18 protein-coding genes are annotated in these 26690 nt (G+C 61.5%); 7 read left to right on the top strand and 11 right to left on the bottom strand.

Translation table 11 applies throughout. From position 1 onward, the window contains the following. Entirely contained in the window at positions 1-1116 is a 1116-nt protein-coding gene (locus tag DV709_RS17405) for a DUF354 domain-containing protein (RefSeq protein ID WP_117595722.1), read from the bottom strand. 179 nt (positions 1117-1295) lie between these two features. Between DV709_RS17405 and DV709_RS17400 the strand changes: the two genes are divergently transcribed. Next, entirely contained in the window at positions 1296-2249 is a 954-nt protein-coding gene (locus DV709_RS17400; RefSeq protein ID WP_117595721.1) for a glycosyltransferase family 4 protein, read from the top strand. Between the two features lie 40 nt (positions 2250-2289). On the opposite strand, the gene DV709_RS17395 is transcribed toward DV709_RS17400, so the two are convergent. Beyond that, positions 2290-3114, bottom strand: a complete 825-nt coding sequence (locus DV709_RS17395; protein WP_117595720.1) for a DapH/DapD/GlmU-related protein — start codon at positions 3112-3114, stop codon at positions 2290-2292. Between the two features lie 442 nt (positions 3115-3556). On the opposite strand from DV709_RS17395, the gene DV709_RS17390 reads away from it, so the two are divergent. Beyond that, a complete protein-coding gene (locus DV709_RS17390; RefSeq protein WP_117595719.1) occupies positions 3557-4810 on the top strand; it encodes a Cdc6/Cdc18 family protein in 1254 nt (417 codons plus the stop codon). Positions 4811-4839: 29 nt separating this feature from the next. On the opposite strand, the gene DV709_RS17385 is transcribed toward DV709_RS17390, so the two are convergent. The 3 genes from DV709_RS17385 to DV709_RS17375 form a co-directional block, all read right to left on the bottom strand. Then, entirely contained in the window at positions 4840-6420 is a 1581-nt protein-coding gene (locus tag DV709_RS17385) for an alkaline phosphatase family protein (protein ID WP_117595718.1), read from the bottom strand. A 119-nt stretch (positions 6421-6539) separates the two neighbouring features. Further along, complete coding sequence (locus DV709_RS17380; RefSeq protein WP_117595717.1) at positions 6540-8372, bottom strand: hypothetical protein; 1833 nt, start codon at positions 8370-8372, stop codon at positions 6540-6542. 34 nt (positions 8373-8406) lie between these two features. Continuing rightward, positions 8407-9105 carry a hypothetical protein gene (locus DV709_RS17375; protein WP_117595716.1) on the bottom strand — a complete coding sequence of 233 codons (699 nt, stop codon included), beginning with the start codon at positions 9103-9105 and terminating at the stop codon, positions 8407-8409. A gap of 126 nt (positions 9106-9231) precedes the next feature. Here DV709_RS17375 and DV709_RS17370 point away from each other — a divergent pair, with 126 nt between their 5' ends. Both DV709_RS17370 and DV709_RS17365 read left to right on the top strand, forming a co-directional pair. Further along, entirely contained in the window at positions 9232-10794 is a 1563-nt protein-coding gene (locus DV709_RS17370) for a hypothetical protein (protein ID WP_157972782.1), read from the top strand. A 275-nt stretch (positions 10795-11069) separates the two neighbouring features. After that, on the top strand, positions 11070-13496 hold the full coding sequence (locus tag DV709_RS17365; protein ID WP_157972781.1) for a hypothetical protein: 2427 nt from the start codon (positions 11070-11072) through the stop codon (positions 13494-13496). Between the two features lie 261 nt (positions 13497-13757). Here the strand turns inward: DV709_RS17365 and glmS are convergent, their stop codons facing one another. Together glmS and DV709_RS17355 are read right to left on the bottom strand one after the other, a co-directional pair. Then, positions 13758-15578 (bottom strand): glutamine--fructose-6-phosphate transaminase (isomerizing), encoded by a 1821-nt coding sequence (gene glmS, locus DV709_RS17360; RefSeq protein WP_117595713.1) that lies wholly within the window; start codon positions 15576-15578, stop codon positions 13758-13760. A 386-nt stretch (positions 15579-15964) separates the two neighbouring features. Then, complete coding sequence (locus tag DV709_RS17355) at positions 15965-16552, bottom strand: DUF7344 domain-containing protein (RefSeq protein ID WP_117595712.1); 588 nt, start codon at positions 16550-16552, stop codon at positions 15965-15967. Positions 16553-17204: 652 nt separating this feature from the next. Between DV709_RS17355 and glmM the strand changes: the two genes are divergently transcribed. Further along, positions 17205-18548, top strand: a complete 1344-nt coding sequence (glmM, locus tag DV709_RS17350; protein WP_117595711.1) for a phosphoglucosamine mutase — start codon at positions 17205-17207, stop codon at positions 18546-18548. A gap of 92 nt (positions 18549-18640) precedes the next feature. Beyond that, the gene (locus DV709_RS17345; RefSeq protein WP_117595710.1) at positions 18641-19561 is read left to right on the top strand and encodes a transcription initiation factor IIB; all 921 of its coding nucleotides are present in this window, start codon (positions 18641-18643) and stop codon (positions 19559-19561) included. Between the two features lie 822 nt (positions 19562-20383). Here DV709_RS17345 and DV709_RS17340 read toward each other — a convergent pair. Further along, positions 20384-20872 carry a hypothetical protein gene (locus DV709_RS17340; RefSeq protein WP_117595709.1) on the bottom strand — a complete coding sequence of 163 codons (489 nt, stop codon included), beginning with the start codon at positions 20870-20872 and terminating at the stop codon, positions 20384-20386. Positions 20873-20973: 101 nt separating this feature from the next. Next, positions 20974-21753 carry a ParA family protein gene (locus DV709_RS17335; protein ID WP_157972780.1) on the bottom strand — a complete coding sequence of 260 codons (780 nt, stop codon included), beginning with the start codon at positions 21751-21753 and terminating at the stop codon, positions 20974-20976. A gap of 1717 nt (positions 21754-23470) precedes the next feature. Between DV709_RS17335 and DV709_RS17330 the strand changes: the two genes are divergently transcribed. Continuing rightward, on the top strand, positions 23471-24715 hold the full coding sequence (locus DV709_RS17330; protein ID WP_117595707.1) for a Cdc6/Cdc18 family protein: 1245 nt from the start codon (positions 23471-23473) through the stop codon (positions 24713-24715). 48 nt (positions 24716-24763) lie between these two features. Here the strand turns inward: DV709_RS17330 and DV709_RS17325 are convergent, their stop codons facing one another. Further along, positions 24764-25294 (bottom strand): DUF7344 domain-containing protein, encoded by a 531-nt coding sequence (locus DV709_RS17325; protein WP_117595706.1) that lies wholly within the window; start codon positions 25292-25294, stop codon positions 24764-24766. A 530-nt stretch (positions 25295-25824) separates the two neighbouring features. Beyond that, on the bottom strand, positions 25825-26490 hold the full coding sequence (gene rdfA, locus DV709_RS17320) for a rod-determining factor RdfA (RefSeq protein ID WP_117595705.1): 666 nt from the start codon (positions 26488-26490) through the stop codon (positions 25825-25827). Between the last annotated feature and the right edge of the window lie 200 nt (positions 26491-26690).

Below are 26690 nucleotides of genomic sequence, written 5' to 3'. Positions count from 1 at the left end.
TTACAGCGGTGTTGCGTCGGTCTGTTCGACGCCCTTTCGTTCACTGTAGCGAGTCAGCGAGGCGTTCTTGCTGACCGCTCGCGGGTCGGTCACGACGTCGACGACGAGTTCGGTGAGGTTCACCCGCTCGTCCATGAACGTCCGACGACGTTCCTGCCAGCGCGCGGGGACGCTCTCGTCTGCGAGCAGCTCGTCCGCCCGCTCGACGACGGCGTCGAAGTCGGTGATGTTGTCGATGAGGCCGTATCGTTCGAGTTCGGCGAACTCGCCGAACTCCTGGTCGACGAACGCGCTCGACCGGATGGCGGGGGTCCCGAGCAGCGACGCTTCGGTGACCATCGTCCCGGTGTCGGCGACGAGAAGCGACGCCTCCGCGAGCGCGTCGTGCATCCGCGCGGGGTGGATGTCGTACGGTCGCGCCGGGAGGTCGTCGAAGTCCATGTTGTCGCCCTCGTCGGAGACGAGCACCGTCGCCTGTTCGGAGAGGTGCTCGATGAGTTTGCGGCGGTCCTCCAGCGAGAACCCTTTCTTTCCGGCGTCGTGCATCGCGTCGAACGAGTTGAAGCGAAGCATGACGAAGCGCTCGTCGGGGCCGACGCCGAGCTCCTCGCGGACGCTCGGGTCCGACTCGAACACGTCGGGGTGGAGGTACGCGCACTCCTTCAGCCCGGGGAACGTGTAGTGGTTCGGTCCGAGGTCGAGACCGTACACGTCGGGCGTGAGTACTGCGTCTGCGAACTTGCTGGCCAGTTTCGGCAGCAGCGTTCCGGGAGCGGAGTCGCGGAGGAGAATCGTCTCCGCGCGGAGGAGCGTCCCCGCGTAGGCGGCGTACGCGCCGAGACCGACGACGACGTCGGGGTCGAAGCGCTTTGCAGAGACCGGAATCGTGAGTAGTTGCGTCGCCAGTTCCCGAGCCATCCCGACGTTCGAGTACGCCGCCGTGTCGTGGTGACCGTATATCTCGAACGGGAGGTCGTAGTACTCGAGGAGGTCCTTCGTGCACGTGTAATCACGCGCCAGAATGCGGACTTCGTGTCCGCGGTCCTCCAGTCGCCGAACCACGTTCTTGTACACGTGAACGTGGGCCGGAGTGTTCGTGAATATTAGATACCTCATCCCGCTCGTAGAATACCCTCTTCCGGCCTTTGTTATGGCCCGTCTACCGGTGCGTTCGGGGAGAGCCCCGTTCCGTCTACCGATTTTGGGAGTGAGCGAACCCTCACCACAGGCGGTCAATCAGGGTGTGGATAACAAAGCCCGACGAGAGAGTACACCCGTTAGTAGCACCTCGTCGCATGCACGTTCTCAACCTGACTACCAACGCCGACGCAAGATTCTACCGACTACAGGTCCGGGCTCTCGAAGAGTCGCACGGGGTAACCTGTACGACGCTCTCCGTTCCGGGCAAACACCGCGCGGGGTCCCCGCGAACGGCGACCGACTATCTGCGATTCTTCCCGCAGGTCATCCGCCGCTCGCTCGGGAAGTACGACCTGATCCACGCGAACTACGGCCTCACCGCGCCGATGGCGCTCTCGCAGCCCCGCCTCCCGGTCGTGTTGTCGCTGTGGGGGTCGGACCTCGAAGGCTCCTATCGACCGGTGAGCAGGATATCCGCCCGGTTCTGCGACGCCGTCATCGTGATGTCCGAGGAGATGAAGGAATCGCTCGGACAGGAGTGTTCGGTCATCCCGCACGGCGTCGACTTAGAGCGGTTCAGCCCGACGCCGCAGTCGGAAGCGCGGGCGGAACTCGGGTGGAGCGACGACACGTACCACGTGTTGTTCCCGTACTCCCCCGACCGAACGGTGAAGGATTACCCGCGAGCCGAGCGCGTCGTCGAGGCCGCCCGCGAACAGGTACAGAAACCGGTCGAACTCCACACCATCAGCGGCCTCCCGCATCCCCGCGTCGCGGTGTACATGAACGCGTCCGACTCGCTGCTTCTCACCTCGAAACGCGAGGGCTCGCCGAACGTGGTCAAGGAGTCGTTGGCGTGCAACCTCCCGGTCGTTTCGACGCGCGTCGGTGACGTCCCCGAACGACTCGCGGAGGTCGATCCGTCCTTCGTCTGCGACTCCGACGACGAACTCGTCGAGAATCTGGTCCGGGTACTCGAACTGAACGAGCGGTCGAACGGCCGCGAAGAGGCGAAACGCATCGGTATCGAGCAGATGGCGGACCACATCTACGAGGTGTACGAGGAGGTCCTCGCCGAGAACGGACGGAAGATCGCGCAGACGGCCTGAGCGGGGAACGACTTTTTGATGCGAATCGCCGCGAGCAGAGCTATCGCCGTATCGGCCGGGCGGGCGACCCGACGACGGTCGTCCCCGCGTCGACGTCGTCAAGGACGGTCGAGCCGATACCCAACTCGGCGTCGTCGCCGATGGTGAGGTGGCCGGCGACAGAGACGTGCGGGTGGACGACCACCCGGTCACCGATTTCGGTGCTGCCGGAGACACCGACGCCGTACGCCATGGAGACGTTCTCGCCGACGACGACCTGATGTGCGACGTGGACCTGTGCGCTGAGGACGGAGCCGTCGCCGATGACCGTCTCCGAGAACGCGGCGCGGTCGACGCTGCTGTTCGCGCCGATCTCGACGTTGTCGCCGACGACGACTTCGCCGAGGTGAGGCTGTCGGAGCGGTCGGTCGGTCTCGTCGCGGGTGAACCCGAATCCGGGTTCGCCCAACGTCGTCCCGGCGTGGATTCGGCAGTCGTCGCCGAGCGTCACGGCGTCGCCGACGTACGCCTGCGCGCCGACGTAGCACCGTTCGCCGAGTTCCGCGCCGTCTTCGACGACGGCGCTGGGGTGGATTGTGGTCTCTTCTATCGGGTCGGCGAAGAACTTGCGGGCGACCTTCACGAATCCGAGTTTCGGGTCCGAGTGGCGGATGAGCGCGCGGTCGAGTTCGGGCGTCGACTCCGGGCAGACGAGCAGCCCCGCGTCGGAACGGGCGAGTTTCTCGGGGTCGTCGTAGCGCGAGAAGGCGAAGTCGCCCGGGCCGGCGTCGTACAGCGACTCGACGCCGGAGATGGGAACGTCGTCGCCGTCGAGGCTCGCGCCGAGAAACGATGCGATGTCGGAGGCGCGTAGTTCGGTAGGCACGAACGGAACGTCGGTGAGGAAGGGTATTGTAATGATTCGGTTGTGGGCAGGTCAGCTGTGAGAACAGTTGAGTGAAGATTCCGCATCGGTTTCGACGCCTCCATAGCCAGATTACCGAAACAGGGGGAGGGGGGGGGGTGCGTCCGGCAAATGCACCGCAAATCATCACGCCCAAATCAACTGGCTGTTTCCAGCGCCATATAGAATGAATATATTCCGGTTTTCTACTACTACGGACCAATTTTCCCGGTGGTCATGTGAAAGTTTGCGTAGTTGCAGAATTAGCGCGGTAATCTCTGGAAGTATCCTCGTAGACGATTTGCCGGACGCACCCCCCTCCCCCTCCCTTTTCGTTGCTCTCTCGTGAGTCATTGCTATTGTCGGACACACCCCCGTGTCTCAGACACAAGGGTATATGTAGCATAAATCCGCACATCGTCCAATGAGAGATTTCGGCGACGAGGAAACCATCTTCCGAGAAATCGACGTTCTCAATCCAAACACCAAGACCTATCTTCCGAACGATCTACCCGAACGAAAAGAAGAACTCGACCAGATCCACAGTGCCCTACGTCCAGCGACCATGGGCTCAACCCCACTCAACGTTCTGGTTTACGGGCATTCGGGGCAAGGCAAGACCGTCGGAATCGAATTAAAAACGAACCAGCTACGCACATACGCCGACAACGCTGGTATGGACCTCAGCGTGATCACTGTACGCTGCAAAGGACTCGACAAATCCTACCATGTCCTCACAAACATCGTCAAAGCTCTCCGAGAGCAACGACTCGGACCCGGTGAAGAACTCCCAAGCGGATACCAACGCAAAACCCTCCTCAACATGGTGCTCAATGAGCTTGAAAAAATCGGTGGGACAATTATCATCGTACTCGACGAAATTGACGCCATCGGAGATGATGACTACGTCCTCTATGAACTTCCCAGATCGAATCCAGAAGGCGTCCGTCTTAGCATCATAGGCATCACCAATGACCTCCAGTTCAGAGATGGCCTCGCCTCCGATGTCCGATCAAGCCTCGGTGAAGACGAGGTTTCGTTTACTCCATACGACGCAAACGAGCTGCGTGATATCCTATCTAGACGAGCTGTCGGTGCGCTTCATGATACATACTTCATAAACGATATCCAAACCTACCAGCACCTCGAGAGCGATATTCTCGAAGACGACGTTATCCCTCACTGTGCGGCACTCGCTGCACAAGATACTGGAGACGCACGCGAAGCAATCAAACTCCTCTTCCGAGCTGCACGGTTCGCAGATGACAATGCTGCCGACAAAGTGACCAACGCTCACGTCCACCAAGCACGCGAGTTCTTGGCAACGAAAGCAGTTGAAACCGGGATTCAAACGCTCCCTGCTCAGAAACACCTCGCGGTCATGTCTGTGTGTTGGTACGCTATTCAAAACCACACCCCAGTAGAAACAACGCCGTTGTACAAGCAGTACAAGGTATTTGCAGAGAATGAGACCGCTAATATTCTGTCAAACCGCAGATTTCGTGACCGGGTTAACGACCTCGCTGATACAAATATCCTGATAAAAACTCAGGGGCGAGGCAGAGGCGTCGAGAATAAGTACCAACTCGCTCTCGACCTCGAGACTGTCCTCGAGAATTTACCCCAGAATAACGAACGGTTAGGAGATACCGCCGAATCCTTGAGAAAACGTGCCTAAAGCACGATAACCGTAAAATCCCGTTCGGGCTACTCCATGTAGCCGAGGCCTTTCAGGCGGTCCTCGACGCCGGAGAAGTCCTCTTCTTCGGCTTCGCCGCGGCCGACCTCGCTGTAGGGGCCGTACTCGACGTCCCGAGTTGCGGGTTCGGAACCGTCCTCGAACGCTTCGAGCAGCACGCGGCCGTCCGTGTCCTCCGGAACCGGCTCGCCGAGTGCGTGCAGCAGCGTCGGGGCGACGTCGACGACCGTCGCACCGTCGACGGCCGAACCGGGGGCGATGTCGTCGCCCCAGGCGAAGAAGATGCCTTCCGGGCGGTGAGACGCTTCGAGGTGGCCGCTGTCGATGCAGACGTCATCCGCGAGCGACGCGCGGACCTCGTAGCCGGGTTGGCCCTCGAGGACGATGTCGGCGGAGCGTTCGTCGTCGTCGTAGATGTCGTCGCCGTCGAACACCTCGAACACGCGCTCGCCGGTTTCGGGGTCCGTGTAGTTCTCGAACAGTTCCATCAGGCGGGCTTTGACCTCGGGGACGCGCTCGCGCGGGACGATTCCCTCGTCGAACCGGTCCGCGGCGTTGACGAACACGTGGCCGGAGCCGTGGACGAACGCCTCTGTCCTCGAAAAGTCCGCGTCGTAGAGCGCGTGGTCGCCCGGAACCTGGTCGGCGACGGAGTCGACGAACCGGTCCGGGAGGTGTCGGGCGACGGTGTCGATGTCGAGGTTGACCGACCCGAGCGTCTCCTCGATGCGCTGTTTCGTCAAGCCGAAGCGCTGGAGCGCGCCGCGTTTCTTGTCCTGTTTTCGGACGAGGAACCCTTCCCGTTCGAGCAGCGTGTTGGCGCAGGCGTACTGGTCGATGGGGCCGAAGCCGTGGTCGGAGACCACGTAGAGATTCGCCTCCCGCTCCTCGACGTATCGAAGCACGTCGCCGAGAACCGTGTCGAGCAGTCGGTAGTGCGTCAACAGCGTCTCCTCGTCCCAGACGAGGTGTTGGAGTCTGTCCGGCGCGGTGAAGACGAAGAAGAACAGCCGCCAGTCCTCCTCCGTCATCAGTTTCGAGAGCAGTTTGCGGCGCTGAGTGGCGAGATTCTCGATAGCGTCGGGGAACTCGTCTTTTCGGCTGTGGTAGTCCGCGTACCGCATCCCGATGACGTAGTCGGGAATCTCTTCCTGTATCTCGTCCGAGAGCGACTCCGGACTCGTGAATCGGTCGTTGAAACCGGGCGTGAGCATCCCGGTGACCATCTTGCCGTCGATGTCGGTTGCGGGGTAAGTCATCGGTACGTTCGCCACGACAGACGGCGACAGCATCTCCCAGAGCGCCGGTCGCGAGAGGTCCGAACTCGTGTACATCTCGCGGCGATAGTCCTCCATGAGTCGCTGGAAGTCGTAGAGGCCGTGTTTGTCCGGCCAGACGCCCGTCGCGATGGAAGGCCACGCCAGCGGCGTCGACGCCGGGCGAGTGCTCTGAAGCGAACCGGACGCGCCCTCGTCCGCGAGACGCTTGAAATTAGGCAGATGCCCGTCGTCTATCCACGACCGAAGCATCCCCCACGGGACGCCGTCAAGACCGAGCACGAACGCTCGCGTCGATGAATCGGAATGCATTGCTACTACACGGAAACATGCCGGATACGCGCTTTGTTATGCGTCGCGTATCCCCTCGCTCGAACCGAGTAGGTCGGCGTTGAGAGGCGTCGTGAGCCGAAAATCGTGAGAGGCGCTAGCTACTCGAAGCCGTCACGGGTGACGTACAGCGTGTACTCCGGATTCGACTGGACGAGGTTCATCTGTCGCTGTGTCGACAGCGACTCGTAGTCTGCTCTGGTGTACGCTTTCTCGTTGTAGAGTAGTACCTCGCGTCTGAAGTCGGTCTCCGTCGTGACGAAGTATCTCGGACCGTCGAACTGCCCGGAGACGTTGCTCAAGTTGCTCTCGTTAGTGCTGTTTCCGGGTTCGATCTGCGTGTCGGCGACCGGTGGGCCGGCCGGCTCGGTGACGTTCTCGAAGCCGTACACCGCGTCGGAGAACCGCTCGGGACCGGTGCCGGCCGAGGAGAAGAACACCTCCTCGTTGCGGTGTTCGAACGTCGTCTCGAAACCGGAGTACTGCTGTTCGGAGACGTGCTGGGTCGTCTTGACGATGTACGGCGACGGGAAGATGACGACCATCGACAGGGCGAGCATCGCGACCATCACCACGGCCGCGACCGAGCGGGCGGCGTCGAACGTGAGACGGCTCTGTACGCCGCCGACGAGTTTACTCAGCGCCACCGCGCCGACGATAGTCGCCACGACGAAGATGAAGCCGAGCTGTCGGTAGCCGAGCGTCGGTGACCCGACGAAGTACGCGCCGAACAGGCCGACCAGCGGGACGAGCGCCGCACCGAGGTACAGCACGAGCGACTGGCTCCGCACGTCGTCGTCGAGGCGGCCAGTCGACGTAAGCAGGAAGAACAGTGCCGTGAGCGCGGCGAAAATCGAGGAGACGAGGAAGATTTTGACGAACAGTTCGGGGAGGCTCGCGCCGACGCTCGCCGCGCCTTCACTGACGTCGCCGCTCCGTTCGACGCCCTGGTTGTTCCACGTGAGAATGTCGACGTACACGCCCTCGAACGCGTCCTGGAATCGTTCGCGCGGAACCATCCACGCGAACAGGAACAGCCCCAGGAGGCCGGTCTGAGCGTACACCGGCTGGTGGCTGGCGACGATGGAGTCCATCGCCCGCCGCCGCGCGAGGAACTGGATGAACCCGACCGTTCCGCCGAGGATGAACAGGTTCAGTGCCTGCATCGGGTGGTAGAGCACGAGACCCGCGCCGGTGAGGAAGAGTAGCGCGCCGAAGGCGAACGGACCGCCGGCGGCGTCGTCCGAGGAGCTCTGGACGTAGCGGACGAGCAGGTACACCGCGAGCGTAGCGATGAAAATCGCCTGCGTACTCGGATGCGGCATCAGGTGCACCGCGATGTGGTTTATCGGCAGGAGCAACCACGCCGAGAGCGCGCCGAACACGAGCGCTCGGTTGCTGCCGGTTATCGCGCGCGCCGTCAGCGGCGCGAAGACGAGGAACACGACGAGCGTGACGACGACGACCAGCATCATCGAGCGCCGAAGTCCCATCGCGGTGACCAAATCTATCGCGTCGGTGAGGCTGTGGAGACTCGGGTAGAACATCTGCTGCGGCAGAATCGACCCGCGTTGAATCGAACGCGCCCATCCCAGGTGACTCAGCGAGTCGCCGATTCCGACGAAGAAGTAGCCGCGGATGAGCGGCATCGAGACGACCGTCGTGACCGCGCTCCCCCCGAGGACGAGCGCCCAGAGGCGCGTCCGTCCCGGCGCGAGAAACAACGCGTACACGGCCGCGATGAGAACGGCAGCGCCGATCGCAGCCCAAACCGCAACCGGCGTTCCGGCGTATATCGATAGCTCGTACCCGGTCGCCGGGACGCTTCGCGCGTAGAGAATTGCCCCGGCGAGCGCGAAGAACCCGACGGCGAGAAGCCCGGTCGCGACGAGGTCGTCTCCCTCGGACGTCTCGCCGGCCTGTCTGAAACTCATAAACAGGTACAGAGGTAGCGAGGAACGGCCATTGTTAATCGCCTCCTTCGGAGAGGAACTCCGAGGCCAAGAAGCCGCGTATCGCCTCGAATCGGCGGTCTTGCTGCTGTTCGAGGCGTTCTTCGAAGGTCGCGTCTCCGTCGCCCCAGAGACCGGGATGGGTGAGCAACTGCATCCGCTCGGGGATGCCGTCCTCGAACGGATGGCCGCTACGCCAGCGCTGACCGGAGTCGCCGAGATAGGTGACGGCGCTGAAAAAGCGCGGTTCGTAGCTGTTTACGAACCCGTTGAACGACCGGTCGAGCGTCCACTCGGGGGGGATGTGAAACGCGATCGTCTCGGTGAGGTCGTCGACGACGGCGTCGAGGGCCTGTCGTTCGCCGTCGATACGGCGGAGCAGGTCGGATTCGAGCGGCTCCTCGCGCCAGTACTCGTGCGTGCTGAAGTGCAGGCCGACGCTGTGTCCGAGCGCTTCGATCTCGGCGATAGTCTCGCGAATATCTCTCGCGTGGACGTTGTAGAACGGAGTCGTCACGAGAAAGAAATACGTCGACTGCAGGTCGCGGTCGGCCTCCATTCGGGCCATCCGGAGGGCGTTCTCCGGCGACCAGTCGACGTCGTGTCGAAGGATAACTTGTCCGCGTGACGGCATCCGCTCGTAATCGGTGAACGAGTAGCCGGCCTCGATGAGCGAGTCTAAGAGACGCCCGTACTCGTCGAAGGTAAACTCCATCGGAGTAGTCGTTCGGTAGAAGTCGGCTTTGGAATGAGGGGGCTAATCCAGCGTAGGCGGCGGAGAGGCGGCTGGATGTTAGGTAGGTGAAATATAACAATGTCCCACTCGAAGAGAGAACTACGCGTGACAGAGAAGCAGTCTCGTTCAGGAGTAAGCAGACGAACGTACCTGGCGGGGCTTGCTACGGGACTGACGACCGGGGTAGCCGGCTGTGGTGACTCGTCGGACGAGCCACCCTCGTCGTCGAACGAGTCCACCGACGAGTCGGCGTCGAACTCGGGAATTCCGTACGCAGGTCGGTATCAGAACGTCGTCGACGTCGCAGCGTCGGGAGCCGATACGAGCGGGTCGGAGGCGATAAACGACCTACTAGACAGCCTCGTGGGCGACGATACGCTGCTGTACTTCCCCGAAGGAGAGTACCGCATCGACGCGACCTGGGCTGCTCAGGGCTACCGAAACGTCGGGGTCGTCGGAGACGGGGCCGTATTTCACCCGCCCGACGGGCACGGGGGGTCGTGGCTCGCGTTCGACGGCGTCGACGGGCTGCTGTTCGAGGGCGTGACCATCGACCTCCGGGGAAAAGAGACCGGTCCACAGGTGCAGGTACTCTGCGAGGGTGGCGGGACAAACGTCGTCAGGGACATCGTCCTGAAGGGCGTCCACACCCACTCGCAGAAGACGCAGGCGTTCGTCTATCGGGTCGCTGGGGCGGAGACGGACCTTCTCGTCGAGAACGTCGACATGTCGGACGGGTCGTCGGTGACGGAGGCGGTTTTCGTCTTCCCGACGAGCGATCCGGGGTCGATAACGTTCAAAGACTGTCGAATAATCGGGTGGGAGGAGCAGGGCCTGTACGGCTCGGCCCACGGCGGACCGATGAAAGTGCTCGGCGGCGAGTACGCGAACAACGGCCTCTCGCAGGTTCGCGTCGGCGGCGGAAACGCCGACACGGCCGCGTTGGTGAAGGGAGCGACGATCCGAATCGACAAGCCGCGGCCCGACATGAAGAACATGCGCGGAATCTGGCTCAAGGAGGGAGACGACACGATCATCGAGGACTGCGAGATCGAGATAACCAGCCTCGAAGGGACGCTGAGCTCCGGCGGCATCGTCGTCGACAAAGAGCACGGGAAGACGACAATCAAGAACACGGACATCCTCGTCAACGCACCGACCTACGGAATCAAAGCCAGGTACCCGAAACGGGGGAACTTCTACGCGCCGAGTCTCCGCTCGAGACCCGAACGGTGGGACGTCAATCTGGAAGGCGTCCGGATTCACGGGAACGGAACCGGGTGGAGCGCAGTACAGATAGAGGGCCGCGACGACTCGGCGCTGGACAGAGTGGACATCAAACAGTCCGGGACAGACCGCGACGGGGTCGACATCATCGACTCGCCCGGAACCGAACTGAAGGATCTCTCCGTCGTCGTCGGTCGGTATCCGCTGCTGGTCGACATCGGCCAGGGGGACGACGACTGCGGCGTGCTCATCGGGGAGGGCTCTCGACTCGAGAGCCGGAACCACCAGACGAGCGACGACGCGGACCGGTACCTCGTCAACGAGACGCTGCCGTTCTGCATCGACAGGCAGTTCTTCGGCGAGGGGACCAACAACGGTCGCTTCGCGATAACCGGTGTCAACAACAGCGGCGTGGTGGGAACGCTAGTCGACCTGTCCTGAAACGCTTCGTTACGGAACAACCTACGGACTCGGCCAGGTGACCGCTGTAAGCGTGGGAATAACCGAGGGTGGAGACTGCTAATACTCCGTTAACCACCGGTTTACGACGCGCCTCAACCCTTCAAGCGCCTGAAAATGGTGTTCTACTGCCACCAATCAAATTTCTGTATATTCATGTGATTATGAGATTTCGTTCATGAATTAGTGAATGTATTATCGGATAATCACCCGGACTAGGAAAGATTTATAGGTGCAGTCTTATCTTAACCGAGTGCATGGCACGCGAACTGGCAACCAACGAACCAGAAGAAGAGTCGACTACTGATGGCGATAATGACGGATTACTCCTCGGCCGCCGGTCCTATCTCCAGATGGCCGGCGCGGCCGCCGCGGCTGCAGCGACGGGCGCCGGTGCCAGCGGCGTCGCGTCCGCGGCAGTCTCGGAGAACAACTACAACACCGTCGTCAACATCGCCGAAGCGGGTGCGGACACCTCGGGCGGCCAGACGATAAACAGCGTTCTCGAAAACCACCTCCAAGACAACACGCTGGTGAAGTTCCCCCAGGGCACGTACAAGCTCGCTCCGTTCAGCGCAGACGGACTCAAGAACTTCGCGATGGTCGCCCCGAACGGGGCCACCATCGCTCCCGACCACTCGGGCGGTACGACACTCATCAGCATCTCGGACGCGCAGGGCGTTCACATCGAAGGGTTCGACGTCGAACAGCCGGGCAGCACGTCGTCCCGCGTCGTTTTCAAAGCGACCTCGGGCACGAACGTCCTCAAGAACTGGCGGCTTCTCGACCGACAGGACGAAGACGACGAAGTCGGCGGCGCGTTCGTCCAGTGTGCCGGCTCCGACACCGTTCTCACGTTCGAGAACGTCGACTTCTCGAAGGGTGGTCTCGGCATGGGCGTCTGGGCCCGGCCGACTATCGTCGGCGACTACCCCGACGTCGGCGAGGTGCCGGAACTCGACCCCGCCGGCACGCTCAACTTTATCAACTGTAACGTCAGCCGCTGGGACCACGAGGGCCTCTACGTCAGCGCCCACTCCGGCCCCATCAACGTCATCGGTGGCCGCTACGCGAACAGCAACATCCAGCAGATTCGTACCGGCGGACCGAAGGCGGTTGTCAAGGGCGCGGAAGTCGTCTGCGACGACAAGAGCCACACGCCGCGCGACCGGAACGCCCGCGGCATCTGGATGAAGGAAGGCAACGAGATGCTCATCGAGGACTGCGATATCGTCATGAGCGACGTGGGCGCTTCCTCCGGTGGCATCGTTCACGGAACCGAAGGCGGCAAGATGACGATTCGGAACACGCGCATCCGAGTCGACGACGACGTCAAGGCCGTGAAGTCGCGTTCGCCGAAAGACTGGCCGTTCCGCGCCGTCTCGATGGACACCGCGCCTTCCTCGCGGCGTCTCATCATGGAGAACGTCAGCGTCACGGGCACCGCTTCGGGCGACGAAGCGATTCTCATCTACGGCCGCGACGGCTCTGAGCTTCGTAACCTCTGCGTCGAACAGAACGGGAGCGACCAGAACGGTATCAAAATCAACGGGTCGAGCAACGTCACCCTCCGCGATTCGACCATCAACGTGACGGGTCAGGCGACCGTGTTCAACAGCTCCGACGTGAACACGGCCAACGTCTCCGGCAGCGAGAGCTGTCCGACGCCGAACTTCGACAACCAGCCCGTCGACTACGACGACTCCCGCGGGAGCACGGGCGGCGACAGCGAGTCCGGTCTCTCGAACTACCTCGAAGCGACCGGCGACGGGGAGTACGCGTTCGCGGCCTCCGGTGAGATCGCCAACGGCGGTCAGGCGAACCTCGACAAGGAGGACTCCATCGACGCACAGACGGCCAGCGGCGAGGTCGCCGGCGGCGGAACCGACTCCTACGGGTTCGAGGGAGAACTCAACGCCGTCGACGCCGACGACGGCGTCACCGTGCGAGTCAACGGCGAGACGGTCGACGCGGCCGACTACCCGTCGGTCTCTCGTCCGAACGTCGTCGTGATCAGCGGCGAGAACGGTCTCGCGAGCTACGAGTTCACCGTCGACGGCGAACTCGACGTCGGCCCCGCCGAGTCGGGGACGTTCAACGAGGAGGACAACATCCACGGCGCAACGGCCGAAGGCGCAGTCGCCGGCGGCGCCGACGCGTACTCGTTCTCGGGGAGCATCACGCAGTTCCGCTTCACCGAAGGAACCGCGACGGTGCTCGTCAACGGTGAGGAAGTCGACCCCTCGGAGCTCGGTTCCGAAGACGACGGTACCGACGGCGGCTCCGATGACGACAGCACCGACGACGGCTCCGGTGACGACAGCACCGACGACGGTTCCGAAGACGACAGCACCGACGACAGCTCCGGCGACGACAGTACCGACGACGGCCGCGGCGACACCGGTGGCGAGGAAGAGGTCGAACGCGACTCGGACTACCCGCACCTGCTCGTCATCAACGGTCCGGACGAGGGCGTCACCAACTACTCGGTGGCAGTGACCGGCGACATCAAGCACACCGACACCGTCGGCACCGTCGACCCCGAAGACGAAGTCAACGGGAACAAGGCCAGCGGCGCAGTCGCTGGCGGTATCGACGCGTACCTCTTCTCGGGGAGCATCACGCAGTTCAACCTGAGTGGCAGCGCGAGCGTCAACCTCAAAAAGGACTACCAGCAGGAGTAGACCGCACGAACGCCTGATACGCAGGCACGGTTCGTCGGCGCCCGCCCGACACCTCCGCTTCCACATCACACAGACGGACATCAGTTAGGTCCCGTCGATTCGGCATCCACCATCACCGCGGGCAACCTCACGCCACCCGACCGACACACCATTCTTCGGGTGGCTGTTTCGACGCTCCAGAGCGTCGGCGTCGCCGGTCGGCTTCGAGAGCGACTATCGAGTCTGAAAGCAGCAGCGTCGCCGGTCGCGGCGAAAGCGGGGTTATTCGACGGTGACGCTCTTCGCGAGGTTTCGCGGTTTGTCGATAGGTCGACTCAGCATCGCCGCCGCGTGGTACGACAGCAGCTGGAGCTGGACGTTCGCGACGACGCCTGCGAGTTCGACGTTCGTCTCGGGGATTTCGAGCACCATATCCGCGAGGTCGCGCACGTCTTCGGGGTCGCTCGTCACCGCGACGATGGGCGCACCGCGGGTTTTCGCCTCGGCGAGACTGTGGATGGTTTTGTCGCTGTCGAGACCGTCGACGATACCGATGATGGGCGTCGACGGGGTGACGAGCGCCAGCGGTCCGTGTTTGAGCTCGCCGGCGGCGAAGCCTTCGGCGTGCTCGTACGTGATCTCCTTGAACTTCAGCGCGCCTTCCAGCGCCACCGTGTACCCGGTGTTTCGGCCGATGAAGAAGTACGAATCCACGTCGCGGTACGCCTCGGCGACCGACTGGACCGAGCTCTGTTCGAGCACGGACTCGATGACGTCCGGGAGGTCTCGAATCGCCGCGAGCATCTCCTCGGAACCGTCGGACGGTTCGCCGTCGTGTCGGTCGCGGTAGTACTGTTCGACGAACAGGGCGAGACAGACGACCTGCGAAGAGAACGTCTTCGTCGCCGCGACGCCGATTTCGGGACCGGCACGGATGAAGAGCGCATCGTCGCACTCGCGGGCGGCGGTGCTGCCGACGACGTTCGTCACCGCGAGCGTCTGTGCGCCCGCGTCCTTCGCCCTTCGGAGCGCCGTGAGCGTGTCGGCGGTTTCGCCGCTCTGCGTGACGCCGACGACGAGCGTGTTCTCGTCGACGTGGGGAATCGCGGTGGCGTACTCGCTGGCGAGGAACGCCTGCGCGGAGAGCTGTCTGTTCGCACACAGTTGGACCGCGTACTTCGCGGCGTGGTAGGAGGTCCCGCAGGCGACGAACTGGATGGAGTCGACGTCCTCGAACGTCCCCGGCGGGAACTCCTCGAGCGCGAGCTCGTTCGACTCCGGCTTGACCCGACCCTCGATGGCCTGCCGGAGCGAGTGAGGCTGCTCGTAGATCTCTTTGAGCATGTAGTGGTCGTACGCGCCCTTCCCGGCCTGTTCGGGGTTCCAACTCACCGTCTCGACGGCCGGCTCGGCGACCGAACCGCTCGCGTCGGTGAGCGTGTAGCCGTCGGGCCGCACGACCAGCGTGTCTCCGTCGTCGAGGTAGACGACGCGGTCGGTGTACTCGAGGAACGCGGGGACGTCGCTGGCGAGGTAGTAGCTGTCGTCGCCGACGCCGAGCACGAGCGGCGACCCCTCGCGGGTCGCGTACACGGCGTCGTCGCCTTCGACGATCATGGCGATCGCGTAGCTACCGGAGAGCTGGTCGACCGTCTTGCGGAACGCGGTCTCCGCGTCGTGTCCGTCGGCGAGGAACTCCTCGACGAGGTGGGGGACCACTTCGGTGTCGGTGTCGCTGCGGAACTCGTGTCCGTCGGCCGCGAGCCGCTCTCGAAGTTCGCCGTAGTTGTCGATGATGCCGTTGTGGACGACGGCGACGCGGCCGTCGCAGTCGGTGTGCGGGTGGGCGTTGTCGTCGGTCGGCGGCCCGTGGGTACTCCAGCGGGTGTGACCGATACCGACCGGACCGAGGACCTGACCGTCGGCGAGGTCGCGGAGTTCGGAGACGTTGCCCTGTCGCTTGACGACGGTCGGCTGCGAACCGTTCCGCTGTTTGACCGCGAGACCCGCGGAGTCGTACCCCCGGTACTCGAGATTCGAAAGTCCTTGGAGCAGTTCCTGAACGCCGTCCCCGTCACCGATACGGGCGATTATTCCACACATATTAGCCGTGTCCTCCGTGTCGACCGGGAGCAGGCACTCGTTCGACGGGATACGTCGGAGTGTAATGTTCCAGTGTCATGGGTAATTTCGTTCTGCGACTTGAGGGTCGAGTGAACGAACAAGCCTATACGTGGTACAATCATTGTTATACGCTAATTGACGGCGGGCAACCCTGCCCTAATCGAACGAGGAGACCGTCCATACGGCCGCGTTGGGCGATTTAGCGCACCGATACCGAAGACGGTGGGATACGAGTCGTTCTGCTGTTCGATACTGAGACGAACTGCAGACTGTCAGTGGGACGGTCGGGAGAGAACGGCGGACCGACGGGTCAGATCGGGTTGTGGCCGCGAAAATCGTGTCTGGACCGTCGATAGCGAGTGTGGTTACTTGATCCGAGAGAACTTCTCGGCCGCGACGCGGCGAGTCTCACGGACGTCGCGCGCGTGAACCAACGAGACGGCCAGAACCGACGCGACGAACGCGACGGTGACGAGGACCTGAAGCAGCTGACCGACGGCGGCGAGCTGGAACAGGATGGCGAACGACCCGCCGACGAGACTGAGGCCGAGGTACCGTTTCTCCCATTCGGTTTCGGCTTCGGTGTCGTCGTTCAGGTACATACTGAGCAGGTCGGCGTTCTCCGAGAGCGTGATGTTGCCGCGGTCCTGTTCGTACTCGATGATGCCCGCCTTGTCCATCTTCGGAAGGTGGGTCTGATAGAGTGCGACGTAGACGCGCTTTCGCTGGTCGGAGTTGAGTTCCTGGACTTCGATGTCGTTCTCCCAGGCGGCGACCTGCTCGGCGAGTTCCGAGAGCGTAACCGTCCGCTCGACTTCCATCAGGTATCGGAAAATGTCCCGGCGACGACGGTTTTTCAGTAGCTCGAAGATGACGTCGAGCGAGAGTTGTTCGGCGTCGTCGTCCTGTTGGGACTCTTGGATCTGTTTGAACTGGCCTTCTGCGACGCTCATCTACAGAACACGCTTCCGTTTTCGTCGCTGTCAGCCGGTTTCGTATCGTCACCGTAGGTATTCGTCGAGTGGAGACGTCGCTCTAGAGACTGCATCCGTGCTTGCATGGTTGACACACCAGTTGTCAATCACTACTCATCACGCCATAAACGCGCCCATCCATTTCACAGGGCGAGAAAACCACACCCCGAATTTGCATCAATTGAAACTAACGTTTGTCGGTGCATACTGCGTATCCGTCCGAGCATAACCACGAGGCATCGAGATACAGTGAGAGCCTACGGCGACGGGGCTTCTCGTAAGACGATGTTGCTCACCCGTGGCGTCTCGTCAGGTTTCGGCTCGAACGGCGTTTGACGCCTTCCAGCTTCGGTTTTCCTCCCGTCGAGTAGACAGCGACCGGTCGAACCGGGCCCCGGTCTCGCGTTCGAGGGGACGAGGCTCGAAGCGAGTTCCCTCTCGCGCGCAGTCGGTGTGACGCAGAGCGTACGGCCGGGGAACGGAGTCGTGTCCGTGGACAAAGCGAGATTAACCAGAGACTCTCGTTGGTGGCGTTTTTCTGCGGATTTCGGACGCTGAGGAAGTGGTCAGTTTCGAGAGTGGCCGTTAGGAAACGTATACTAATGCCGTTTCCACGGCCTTTGGAGGTACAATGTTCGGGACCAGTGGAATACGCGGCCCCGTCGGGAGAGTCGTAACGGCGGACCTCGCTCTCGACGTCGGGCGAGCCCTCGCCTCCCAGGGTGCACGAACGGTAGTCGTCGGGCGAGACCCTCGGGAGAGCGGATCCGCGCTCGCCGACGCGGTGAGCGCCGGCGCACGTGAGTGCGGTGCGGACGTGGTCCGCCTCGGAGTCGCTTCGACGCCGACGATAGCGCGGAGCGTCGGATGGCTCGGCGCGGACGCGGGTGTCGTCGTCACCGCCTCTCACAACCCGCCGACCGACAACGGGTTCAAGCTCTGGACGCCGAGCGGACAGGCGTTCGACCGGCCAAAACGCCGGGAAGTGACTCGACGAATCAACAGCGAGGCGTTCGAGTTCGCCGATTGGGACCAACACGGCAGCGAGTGGTCGTGGGACCAGGCGATAGAGACGCACGCCACCCGAATCGAGACGGCGCTCGACCCGATCCGGGGGTTGACCGTCGCCGTCGACGTCGGAAACGGAGCCGGCGGCGTCGTAGCCGAGGCGCTCGAACGGCTCGGCTGTTCGGTCGAGACGCTCAACGGCCAACCGAACGGCCGATTCCCGGGTCGTCCGAGCGAACCGACCGCGGAGAACTGCAAGTCGCTCTGCGAGTTCGTCGCCGCGACGGACGCCGATCTCGGTATCGCTCACGACGGTGACGCCGACCGGACGATGGCCGTCACCGAGACGGGCGAGTTCGTCTCCGGCGACGTGTTGTTAGCTCTGTTCGCGCGCGAGGCAGTGAAACCCGGCAAGCAGGTCGCCGTCCCCGTCGACACCAGTCTGCTCGTCGACGACGTGGTCGCCGACGCCGGCGGGTCCGTCGTCCGAACGAAGGTAGGCGACGTATACGTCGCTGCCGAGGCCGCAAAACCCGACGTTGTGTTCGGTGGCGAACCGAGCGGAGCGTGGATTTGGCCCGACGAGACGCTCTGCCCTGACGGTCCGTTCGCCGCCTGTCAGTTGGCGTCGCTCGTGAGCCGACGAGGTCCGCTGTCGACGCTCGTGTCGAGCATCGAACGGTATCCGATTCGACGGAAGTCGATTCGAGTGACCGACGAGTTGTCCACGATTGAAACCGTTCAAGAGCGGCTCACAGCCCAGTACGCCGCCGTCGACACGACCGACGGCGTTCGCGTCGAGCGCGACGACGGCTGGTTCCTCGTCCGCGCGAGCGGTACCGAACCGATCATTCGTCTCACCGCGGAAGCCCGGACCGAGGAGGAAGCGGAGGCGATACTCGCCGAGGTGAGTGAGATTGTCGACGGGGCGAGAGAGACGGCGCCGAGCGTCAACCCCTCCGACTGAGCGCTCGTTTCACAACGTTCAGCGCCGTAAGCTTTCGTTTCGCGTGAAACCGACTCCTGTCCTTACGTGCAATCCGGCTGAGCTATCATTCGATGACGCGGACCGTCGAGCAGCGCACGGGAGACAGAGGGGACGAGTGCCCGGACTGCGGAGGGCCGCTCGTCACCGACACAGAGCGAGGGGAAGTCGTCTGTGACTCGTGTGGTCTCGTAGCAGAGGAGACTGCTATCGACCGAGGGGCAGAGTGGCGTGCATTCAACAAACAGGAGCGGGACAGTCGCTCGCGTGTCGGAGCGCCGATCACGCAGATGATACACGACAAGGGGTTGACGACCGAGATCGGCGCGGGCAACCGCGACGCGCACGGTCGGATGATCGACTCCGAGAAGCGACGACAGCTGTCGCGTATGCGCACGTGGCAGGAGCGGATTCGGACGCGAAACGCGGACGAACGGAATCTGCAGTACGCGCTGAGCGAAATCGACCGGATGTCGAGCGCGCTGGGGATACCGGACTCCGTCCGGGAGGTGGCGGCGGTCATCTACCGGCAGGCGCTCAACAAAGACCTCATTCGGGGACGTTCCATCGAGGGAATCTCGACGAGCGCGTTGTACGCGGCGTGCCGTCAGGGCAACGTACCGCGAAGTTTGGAGGAAGTGTCGAACGTCTCGCGAGTCGAACAGCGTGAAATCGGGCGGTCGTACCGGTATATCGCGGACGAACTCGACCTCCAGTTGGAGCCGACCGACCCCGCGCAGTATCTTCCGCGCTTCTGTTCGAAACTCGGTGTCAGCCACGAAGTGCAGGCACAGGCGCGCGAGATTCTGGAGAAGACGACCGCCACGGGGCTTCACTCCGGGAAGTCGCCGCCTGGGTACGCTGCTGCGGCGATTTACGCCGCCGCCGTGCTCACGGATACGAACCTGACGCAGCGGGAAGTCGCAGAGGTAGCACAAGTGACAGACGTCACGATCCGAAATCGCTACCGCGAGCAGCTCGAGGTCGTCACGTAGCGAGGGAGTCCATCGCGTACCGGCGAGTTCGGGAAATCGGAGCGAGTTCACTTTCGGCGGACCGACTGCGAGCCGAACCGATTTCGCGCCGCTCGGCCGAAATGCGGCCCGTTCTCTAAAGAGAACAGCGAGAGTTCCACGGGTCACCTGACCCGTGGATGAATCGCGTACGCTTCCGCTACAATCCATAGTTTCAAGTGCTAATATGACGTATCTTGGGGTGGAACTCACCGTTAACGACCTCGCAAAAACCGACTGCAACAAACTCGGTGAGCCGGGTGGTGTCGAGTCGACGTAAAGCGGCTGACCTCCACGGACACGGTTCCTATTGCCTGATAGACGACCTCTATTAGGGTAGGATTCACGGTCGTGTTCGGGTGTTACTGGTTCCACGCGAGCCTTACGGCGAGCGCGGAGGGAATTAAAGTTCGGTGCCGTCACCGTTCCACGGGCTTCGTGGACGTGGCCAGAGACGAACGCCACGGGTCACCCGACCCGTGGTACTTTACTTAGGCCAGGGTTTCAGCGCGGTAATTAGCATATAACGAAGAGGGTAGCTCTTTATGAATGCAGTGGCGCACGTGGACTTCCCTCGAGCGCTGAGCCGGCACTTGCCCGGATGTCGGTTCGCAGGCCATCTGCGCTTGCTCGGCTACTGGCCGTGGAGCCGAGACGAAGGCGTCGGTCTGCACCCTTTTAGCGAAACTCTGACCGGAGGGTGTCCTCTCGAAGTGTAGCTCTCCGGACGGTCGAGCACGAGTCTCTCGGAAGCGGTACCCGTTCGGCGGTCGAGTCGACGGACCGAAATCGGCGGTCGATTCTTCAGCTATCGTCGCTCGAGAGGCTCTTCGTTCGTTCGGCGACCGCTTCCGACTGTTCCATGCCGACCTGAATCAACGCGGTGTGCAGTTCGCGTTTCTTCGCGCTCTCGATCTCCGGGTGGTCGAGCGTGAGTCGTTTCAGGAACCGACGGAACTCGCGTCGTGTCTCTTCGGGGAGGTACAGCGTCGTCGGGACCCAGTCGGGTTCCGCTTCGGGTGTCGATTCGGATTCTGACTCGGAGTCGGAGTCGTCATCGGAGTCGGAGTCGTCATCGGAGTCGGAGTCGTCACCCGAACCCGAACCAGCAGGCGACGCCGATTTTGGCTCGGAGTCGGCCTCCGGTTCCTCGTTATCGACTTCCGGGCTTTCGTTAGCTTCGGTAGCCGCCCCATCGATGTCCTCGGATCGGTCGTTCGCCTCCGTCGCCGCACCGAATCGGTCCCCGAGTCGACGGGTCGAGCGCTGTAGTTCGTCGTCTTCTGCCGTCATGGGACGTTCCTCGAACTGCTGGGTCGGAGTTGCAGTCGCGTTTGTCGCATGCGTTCGTGCGTGCGTTTCGGAACCGGGACAGATATAATGTAGTGCATTGTTTAATTTACGTCCTGTTCGACGTCCGCCGCGAGACGGTCGAAAACGGGAACCATATCGGACGTCTCGTTGTATGCGTAGAGCGTCTCTCCCCTCCGCATCGCGTACTTGATGTCGGCGCGTTTTCTGATCTCGTACGGGAGAACGAGCTCTTCCAGCCCCGGAGTCGAACGGATCGTCTCGAGCGTCGACTTCGCAACGCCGTCTCGGGGGACCAAGTTCGGTGCGATACCGAGGATATCGACGTCGATACCGAACGCGGCTTCGATCTCCTCGATCTCGTCGAGCGCCATCTCCAGTGCGTCGAGCGACGAGTCCTCGGCCTGTATCGGGATGAGTAGCCGACGCGACGCGAGAATCGCATTGTCGGTGAGGACGCCCAAGTTCGGCGGACTATCGATGAGAACGTAGTCGTAACCGTCGTCCGGAAGCGCCGAGAGGACGTTCTGCAGTCGACGCTCCCTGTTTCGAGCGTTCGAAAGCGCATCGGCGACGCCGCGCATATCGTAGTTACTCGGCACGAGGTCGACGCTTTCGTCGGTTTCGACCACGAGGTCGACCGGATCGCCGCGAGCGCTGCCGGTGAGATGAAGAGCGATGTTGTCCGTGTCTAGCCGGTACAGTTTCTCCTTGAGGCCGAAATGGCGAGTGAGATACCCCTGCGGATCGAGATCGACCGCTAGAACCTGGTGCCCGCGCCGCGCCAGTCCAACCGCGAGATGGGCGGTGATCGTCGTCTTGCCGACCCCTCCTTTCTGATTCGTAACTGCAATCGTATGCACGACTGTCGGCAGTTCATAGCGTAATGCAATAACGTTGCGGGTGTAGTGAATTAGATAATGCACTGCATTTTGCCTGAGAAGGGAGGGAAGGAGGGAGGGAGGGAGGGAGGAGGATAATGTAGTGCATTATCTCGGCAGCGTACCGTTTGCTGTGTTGCACTGTTTGCAGAAGTGCATTAGTTGATGTGGTACATTATTTGCTGTAGTGTATCATTTGCTGTAGTGCATTATATAATGTAGTACATCATTTACTGTAGTGGATTAGTAAAAGACGGTCTAGGACGCGAGGAAGATGACGAAAAGACGGAGGTAGGAGAAACGAGAATCGTCGACCCTTCCACCTGGAGCAGTAGCGACAGGGCGAGCCGAGTGTCGAACGACTCGCCGAGCATCGACCGGGATTCGGACGTCAGTAGTCGATTGGCAGGTCGGCGAAGTGGGATGGGAGATTCACTTCGTACAAGAAGAGTTGTACACAGTGATTAGAGAGAGGACACGGAGTTACTGTCATCGAATAGGTCTCGTTGAGTGAGACGGAGCTCCGTCGGCAATATCTCGATACCGGTTGCTATAGCAGGGGAGGGTGTATCCGACGACAGTTGTCGAGTCTACACCCGGATCGGTGCGAGTCCGCTGCTTCGGATACTCGAGTCGAAACGCGGGTTAGAAAGTGATAGTGCAGAGAGTTTTTGCCACGTGCTCGACGATCGGTTGGTAACGTTGCGGGTGTTCGGACACACACACCACCGTCGCGAATGTAACGGTCTCGAAGGTGGGGGCGGCCTCTATGAGCCGGGTTTTGTTGCCGGTATCCCGGCAGGAAGAGTCGCCAATCGGTCATATCAAATTTCCTACTCGAGGAAGACAAATAGTTTAGTTTATTACCTAGTGACGAGAAAAGTCCACTAAGTTAACTTCGTTGCGAAACAGAAAAGCAACGATACTTCGTTGCTTATGGACTTTTCACAGGTGAAACGTGGGTTTGTCGGGGATAGAATACTCGAGCACAAACCGCGCATAAACTCGGCAGCCACTCGATCTACCGTCGTTCTCTCGGAGCGTGTTCCCCAACTCCCGGCGATAACCTCCTCTTCTCGTGGACCCCCCCTCTCTCGTGGCCGTTACATTCGCGAACATGGTGTGTGTGGGGGCGCTCTCTCCTAGTACCCACTCAAACGCTGAAAAACTCCTGTAAACGAGCCAAAACCCCGCAATCTGGTTTCAGACCACGTTTACATTAGCGACGGTACCCCCTTCGAATCACCCCAAAATGACCGCTTCGACTGCTTCGACTGCTTCCTGTCGACTTCTAATTTCAGGTGGAAACACACCAGCTACAGTTCAGTCGATATCTCAGTGAAAGTAGGAAACGACAGCACAGTTACTAGACTGATATTTTACCTTTTCGAACGGACCTACAGATGAGCAAGGCGAGTGCTCGGAGCTTGACCCCGAGGCAGTTGACTCGCGGCACTGGTGTCTCAAGGTCGGTTTCCGTCGAATACATTCGCGGCGGTGGTGTGTCCGGTTTCTCGTCTCCGTCGTCGTCGACCACTCCGAGTCGGATTACATCCGCGACGCAACTCTCAATCCTCTCCTCGGCAGTTCTACCGTATTAGCCGAAATTAGCCCACCAAAACGCGGCGTTACATTCGCGGTGCACCCCCCGTTTCGGCGGTAGACTTATCGGCATCGCTTCGGAACGTTCGCTCACCCGATGACCGACGAAAATCCCTCCGAGGCGGACCGTGATTCACTCTTCCGGTACGAGGAGCCGATTTTCGCGCGCGAGGAGCTTTTGGACATCCGCCACATCCCCGGCCCGGACCGAATCGTCGGTCGGGACACCCACATGCAGCGGGTCGCAAACGCGGTCAACCCGGCGATATTCGGCCGGCCGCCGAAACATCTCCTGATATATGGCAAGACCGGGACGGGAAAATCGCTCGTCTCCCGACACGTGACCGAGCGACTCGCGGCCGAAGCGGCTAAAGACGAGGTCGTCGTCCGAACCGCGTTCGTCGACTGCGGCGAGGAGAACACGGAGACGTCCGCGGTGAAGACGATCGCGAGTCAACTGAACGAACCTACTGAGACCGGGGTTTCGGTTCCCGAACGGGGGCTCGCCACGGGCGACTACTACAAGCGACTCTGGCGGATTCTCGACGCTCGATGCGATGTCGCGCTGATTCTCCTCGACGAGATCGACATGCTCGACGACGACGAGATTCTCCGAAAACTTTCGCGAGCGGGTGAGAACAACCGCGTCTCCCGCTGCAGTATCGGCGTCATCGGCATCAGCAACAAGATCGACTATCCGGACCAGTTGACGGAGCGAGTCAAGAGCAGCTTCCAACACGACGAAATCGTCTTCAAACCGTACACGGCAGACCAACTCGGCGACATCCTCGACAACCGTTGCGACGCGTTCCGCCCCGGCGTCCTCGGTGACGACGTCATCCCGCTCACGTCCGCGCTCGCGGCACAGGAACACGGTGACGCCCGGAAAGCGATCGATATCCTCCGCAACGCCGGCCGCATCGCTACCGAAGAGGAGCTCACGGAGGTAGTCGTAGACCACGTGCGCAAAGCGAAAGAGCGGACCGAAGCGAACCGATTCAACGAAATCGTCGCCGGAACCCCGGTTCAGGGGAAGGCGATTCTCCTGGCCCTCGCGATGCTGACGCTCGCCTCCGACGAGACGGAGTTTTCCACCAAACGCGTGTACGACACGTACACGTCTATCGTAAACGAGATCGGGATGGACCAGCTGTCGGAACGACGAGTCAACGAAATCCTCCAAGAACAGGCGTTTTTGAACGTCATCAACTCCACTCGCACGAGTCGCGGCCGCGGACGCGGTGTGTACAGTACGCACCGCCTGCTCGAGGACGCCGATATCGTGCGAAAAGTGATCGCCGCCGACGATCGATTCGACGAGTTCGACGGCGGCGGGACGTAACGGTTCGCGGCCCGATTTGGGTCCTGTTCGGTCGTTCTGTGAGCTCTGCTACGCGAGGAGGCGATAGGCGTTCAAACAGATGATAGCGGTGAAGAAGAGCACCGCCCACACCTCCGCCGCTAGAGCGCTCACGATCGGTACGCCGACGACCGCGCCGAGCGTCACTACGAGTCCAACGAACCCGAGAATCAACTCTTCGGACTGCCAGACGTCACGAGCACTCGAAGGCTCGACGTACACGAGCACGTCTTCGAGGTTCGGCCCCGGTGCAACCGTCCCAGTGCTCCGGTTGTACTCGATGACGTCGTTCTCCGCCAACTTCGGGAGGTGCGTCTGTTGGAGCGAGACGTAGACGCTCTTGTACACTTTTTCCGGCGCTGGGCTCTCATCCGCTTCGGCGGTCGCGATCGTCCGAGCGATATCGCCGATAGTCACCGATTCGGCCTCTTCGGCCAGCAGTGACATCACCATCCGGCGGCGATCGTTTTTGAGGAGATCGAAGACGATGTCCTCTCTCGCCGTCGGATTCGGTGTCTCGGCACGCCCGTTTTCACCGACAGGACTCAGTTCCGCGAACATCACACCTTACCAAGTGTGTAGTCCGTATTCATTCTTATTCAGAAAATCCAGTAATATAGCGTTTAATGACTGTGAATACGGTGATTTTGGCACCCGTGGAAGTTATCATTCAGCCTGATGTTTCCTCCTGATTATCGACAGATTGTTCGAACAACACCGCTTTCGCCGCCGCGCCCCCGAGTTTCGCTCGGCAGTTGCGACGGTTTCTCTGACCGACTAAGCTACTGTTACTCTCGGTAACGCCGTCCATAGCTATCTGTGAAGCCCGTGTACGTGAGAACAGTCGTCTCGGCGAGTACCCGAAACGCAAGTCGCGCCCACCACCATGACAGCCACACGACACGTACCCGGAATGCGTCCACACGCTCCAAAGCGCAACCTCCTCGTCGGCCTTTGGTACGCGTTTTTGGTGCTTTTGCTCGCCGGAATCGCGCTGTAACCGGGCGGCTGCTCACGACATTTCGGTCGATTTCCGTCCACGCACGGCGGGACACACCCACTTCGCTGGCGAGGCGGTGAGTAAACCGTAGTCAGACTGCTGGATTGTCGGCGCCCCGTTCGTCGACCTGACAGCGGCAGTTCCCACGGTCGAGCAACTCCGAAAACGACAGCGACCGGTCGCACTCGCCACAGACGATCGTCGTATCCACGTACACGTCGAACGAGTCGATGGATACGATATCCGCGCGTTCCAACCGCTCGATGGTCTCTTCGGTAACTAATCGCATCCTGTTTTGCAACGAGAGGACGGTCTTGTCGGCTTTCTCGACGCGCGACTCGGGGTCGTGTATTCGGTCCCGCGTCGCGCCGAGACACTCCCGGAGGTGCGTGTGGACGGTCTGATGTGAGACGAAATCGTTGCGTACGCGTTCTACGTTGACTCCCGCGCGTTTGAGATAGTTCTCCGTCTCCGCTCGCTGTCCAGCGCTCACCGATCCGTCGCTCAGGCGTTCGTAGAGGTGGGCGACGTCGCCGTCTAACACCGTTATCGGCGTCTCAGCCATCGCCGACTCCAGTACCCGTTCGTTGAAGTGCGTCTCCAGGCGACGGAGACTGTATCGCTCGCCGCTTTCGCCCAACCATCGAGCGACGAGAACCTCGTCGATTCGGTCCAGTTCGTACTGCTCGGCGACCCGTTCGACCTTGCACCCGCAGCCGTCCTCTGACTCGTCGGCCGTGTCCCGCTGCTGGTTCATGGCTGCTACTCCCGTATCCGATTGACGAGTTAAACTTTTCGTCGAACGTGTAATTCACGTTCTTTTGTCTTTCTCCACAGCCCTCCCCGTCGGAAGCGCACCCGAATCTAACTGCCTGCGCTCGCTCGGATTACACGGATACCCGTGTAAAGAGGCGAGCGGGTTTCGGCGTCGAATCGTCCGCGACCGCCGACGGAAAC

Origin of the sequence: Haloprofundus halophilus, from assembly GCF_003439925.1 — an archaeon.
Lineage (GTDB): Archaea > Halobacteriota > Halobacteria > Halobacteriales > Haloferacaceae > Haloprofundus > Haloprofundus halophilus.
This window is presented reverse-complemented; position numbering and strand designations above follow the sequence as displayed.

Excerpts from the sequence above, each read along its gene's own strand:
- DV709_RS17355 (WP_117595712.1), bottom strand. The coding sequence starts at position 16,552 with ATGAGCGTCGCAGAAGGCCAGTTCAAACAGATCCAAGAGTCCCAACAG.
- DV709_RS17390 (WP_117595719.1), top strand. The coding sequence starts at position 3,557 with ATGAGAGATTTCGGCGACGAGGAAACCATCTTCCGAGAAATCGACGTT.
- DV709_RS17400 (WP_117595721.1), top strand. The coding sequence starts at position 1,296 with ATGCACGTTCTCAACCTGACTACCAACGCCGACGCAAGATTCTACCGA.
- DV709_RS17365 (WP_157972781.1), top strand. The coding sequence starts at position 11,070 with ATGGCACGCGAACTGGCAACCAACGAACCAGAAGAAGAGTCGACTACT.
- glmM (WP_117595711.1), top strand. The coding sequence starts at position 17,205 with ATGTTCGGGACCAGTGGAATACGCGGCCCCGTCGGGAGAGTCGTAACG.
- DV709_RS17330 (WP_117595707.1), top strand. The coding sequence starts at position 23,471 with ATGACCGACGAAAATCCCTCCGAGGCGGACCGTGATTCACTCTTCCGG.
- DV709_RS17340 (WP_117595709.1), bottom strand. The coding sequence starts at position 20,872 with ATGACGGCAGAAGACGACGAACTACAGCGCTCGACCCGTCGACTCGGG.
- DV709_RS17380 (WP_117595717.1), bottom strand. The coding sequence starts at position 8,372 with ATGAGTTTCAGACAGGCCGGCGAGACGTCCGAGGGAGACGACCTCGTC.
- DV709_RS17345 (WP_117595710.1), top strand. The coding sequence starts at position 18,641 with ATGACGCGGACCGTCGAGCAGCGCACGGGAGACAGAGGGGACGAGTGC.
- DV709_RS17385 (WP_117595718.1), bottom strand. The coding sequence starts at position 6,420 with ATGCATTCCGATTCATCGACGCGAGCGTTCGTGCTCGGTCTTGACGGC.
- DV709_RS17325 (WP_117595706.1), bottom strand. The coding sequence starts at position 25,294 with ATGTTCGCGGAACTGAGTCCTGTCGGTGAAAACGGGCGTGCCGAGACA.
- glmS (WP_117595713.1), bottom strand. The coding sequence starts at position 15,578 with ATGTGTGGAATAATCGCCCGTATCGGTGACGGGGACGGCGTTCAGGAA.
- DV709_RS17405 (WP_117595722.1), bottom strand. The coding sequence starts at position 1,116 with ATGAGGTATCTAATATTCACGAACACTCCGGCCCACGTTCACGTGTAC.
- DV709_RS17375 (WP_117595716.1), bottom strand. The coding sequence starts at position 9,105 with ATGGAGTTTACCTTCGACGAGTACGGGCGTCTCTTAGACTCGCTCATC.
- rdfA (WP_117595705.1), bottom strand. The coding sequence starts at position 26,490 with ATGAACCAGCAGCGGGACACGGCCGACGAGTCAGAGGACGGCTGCGGG.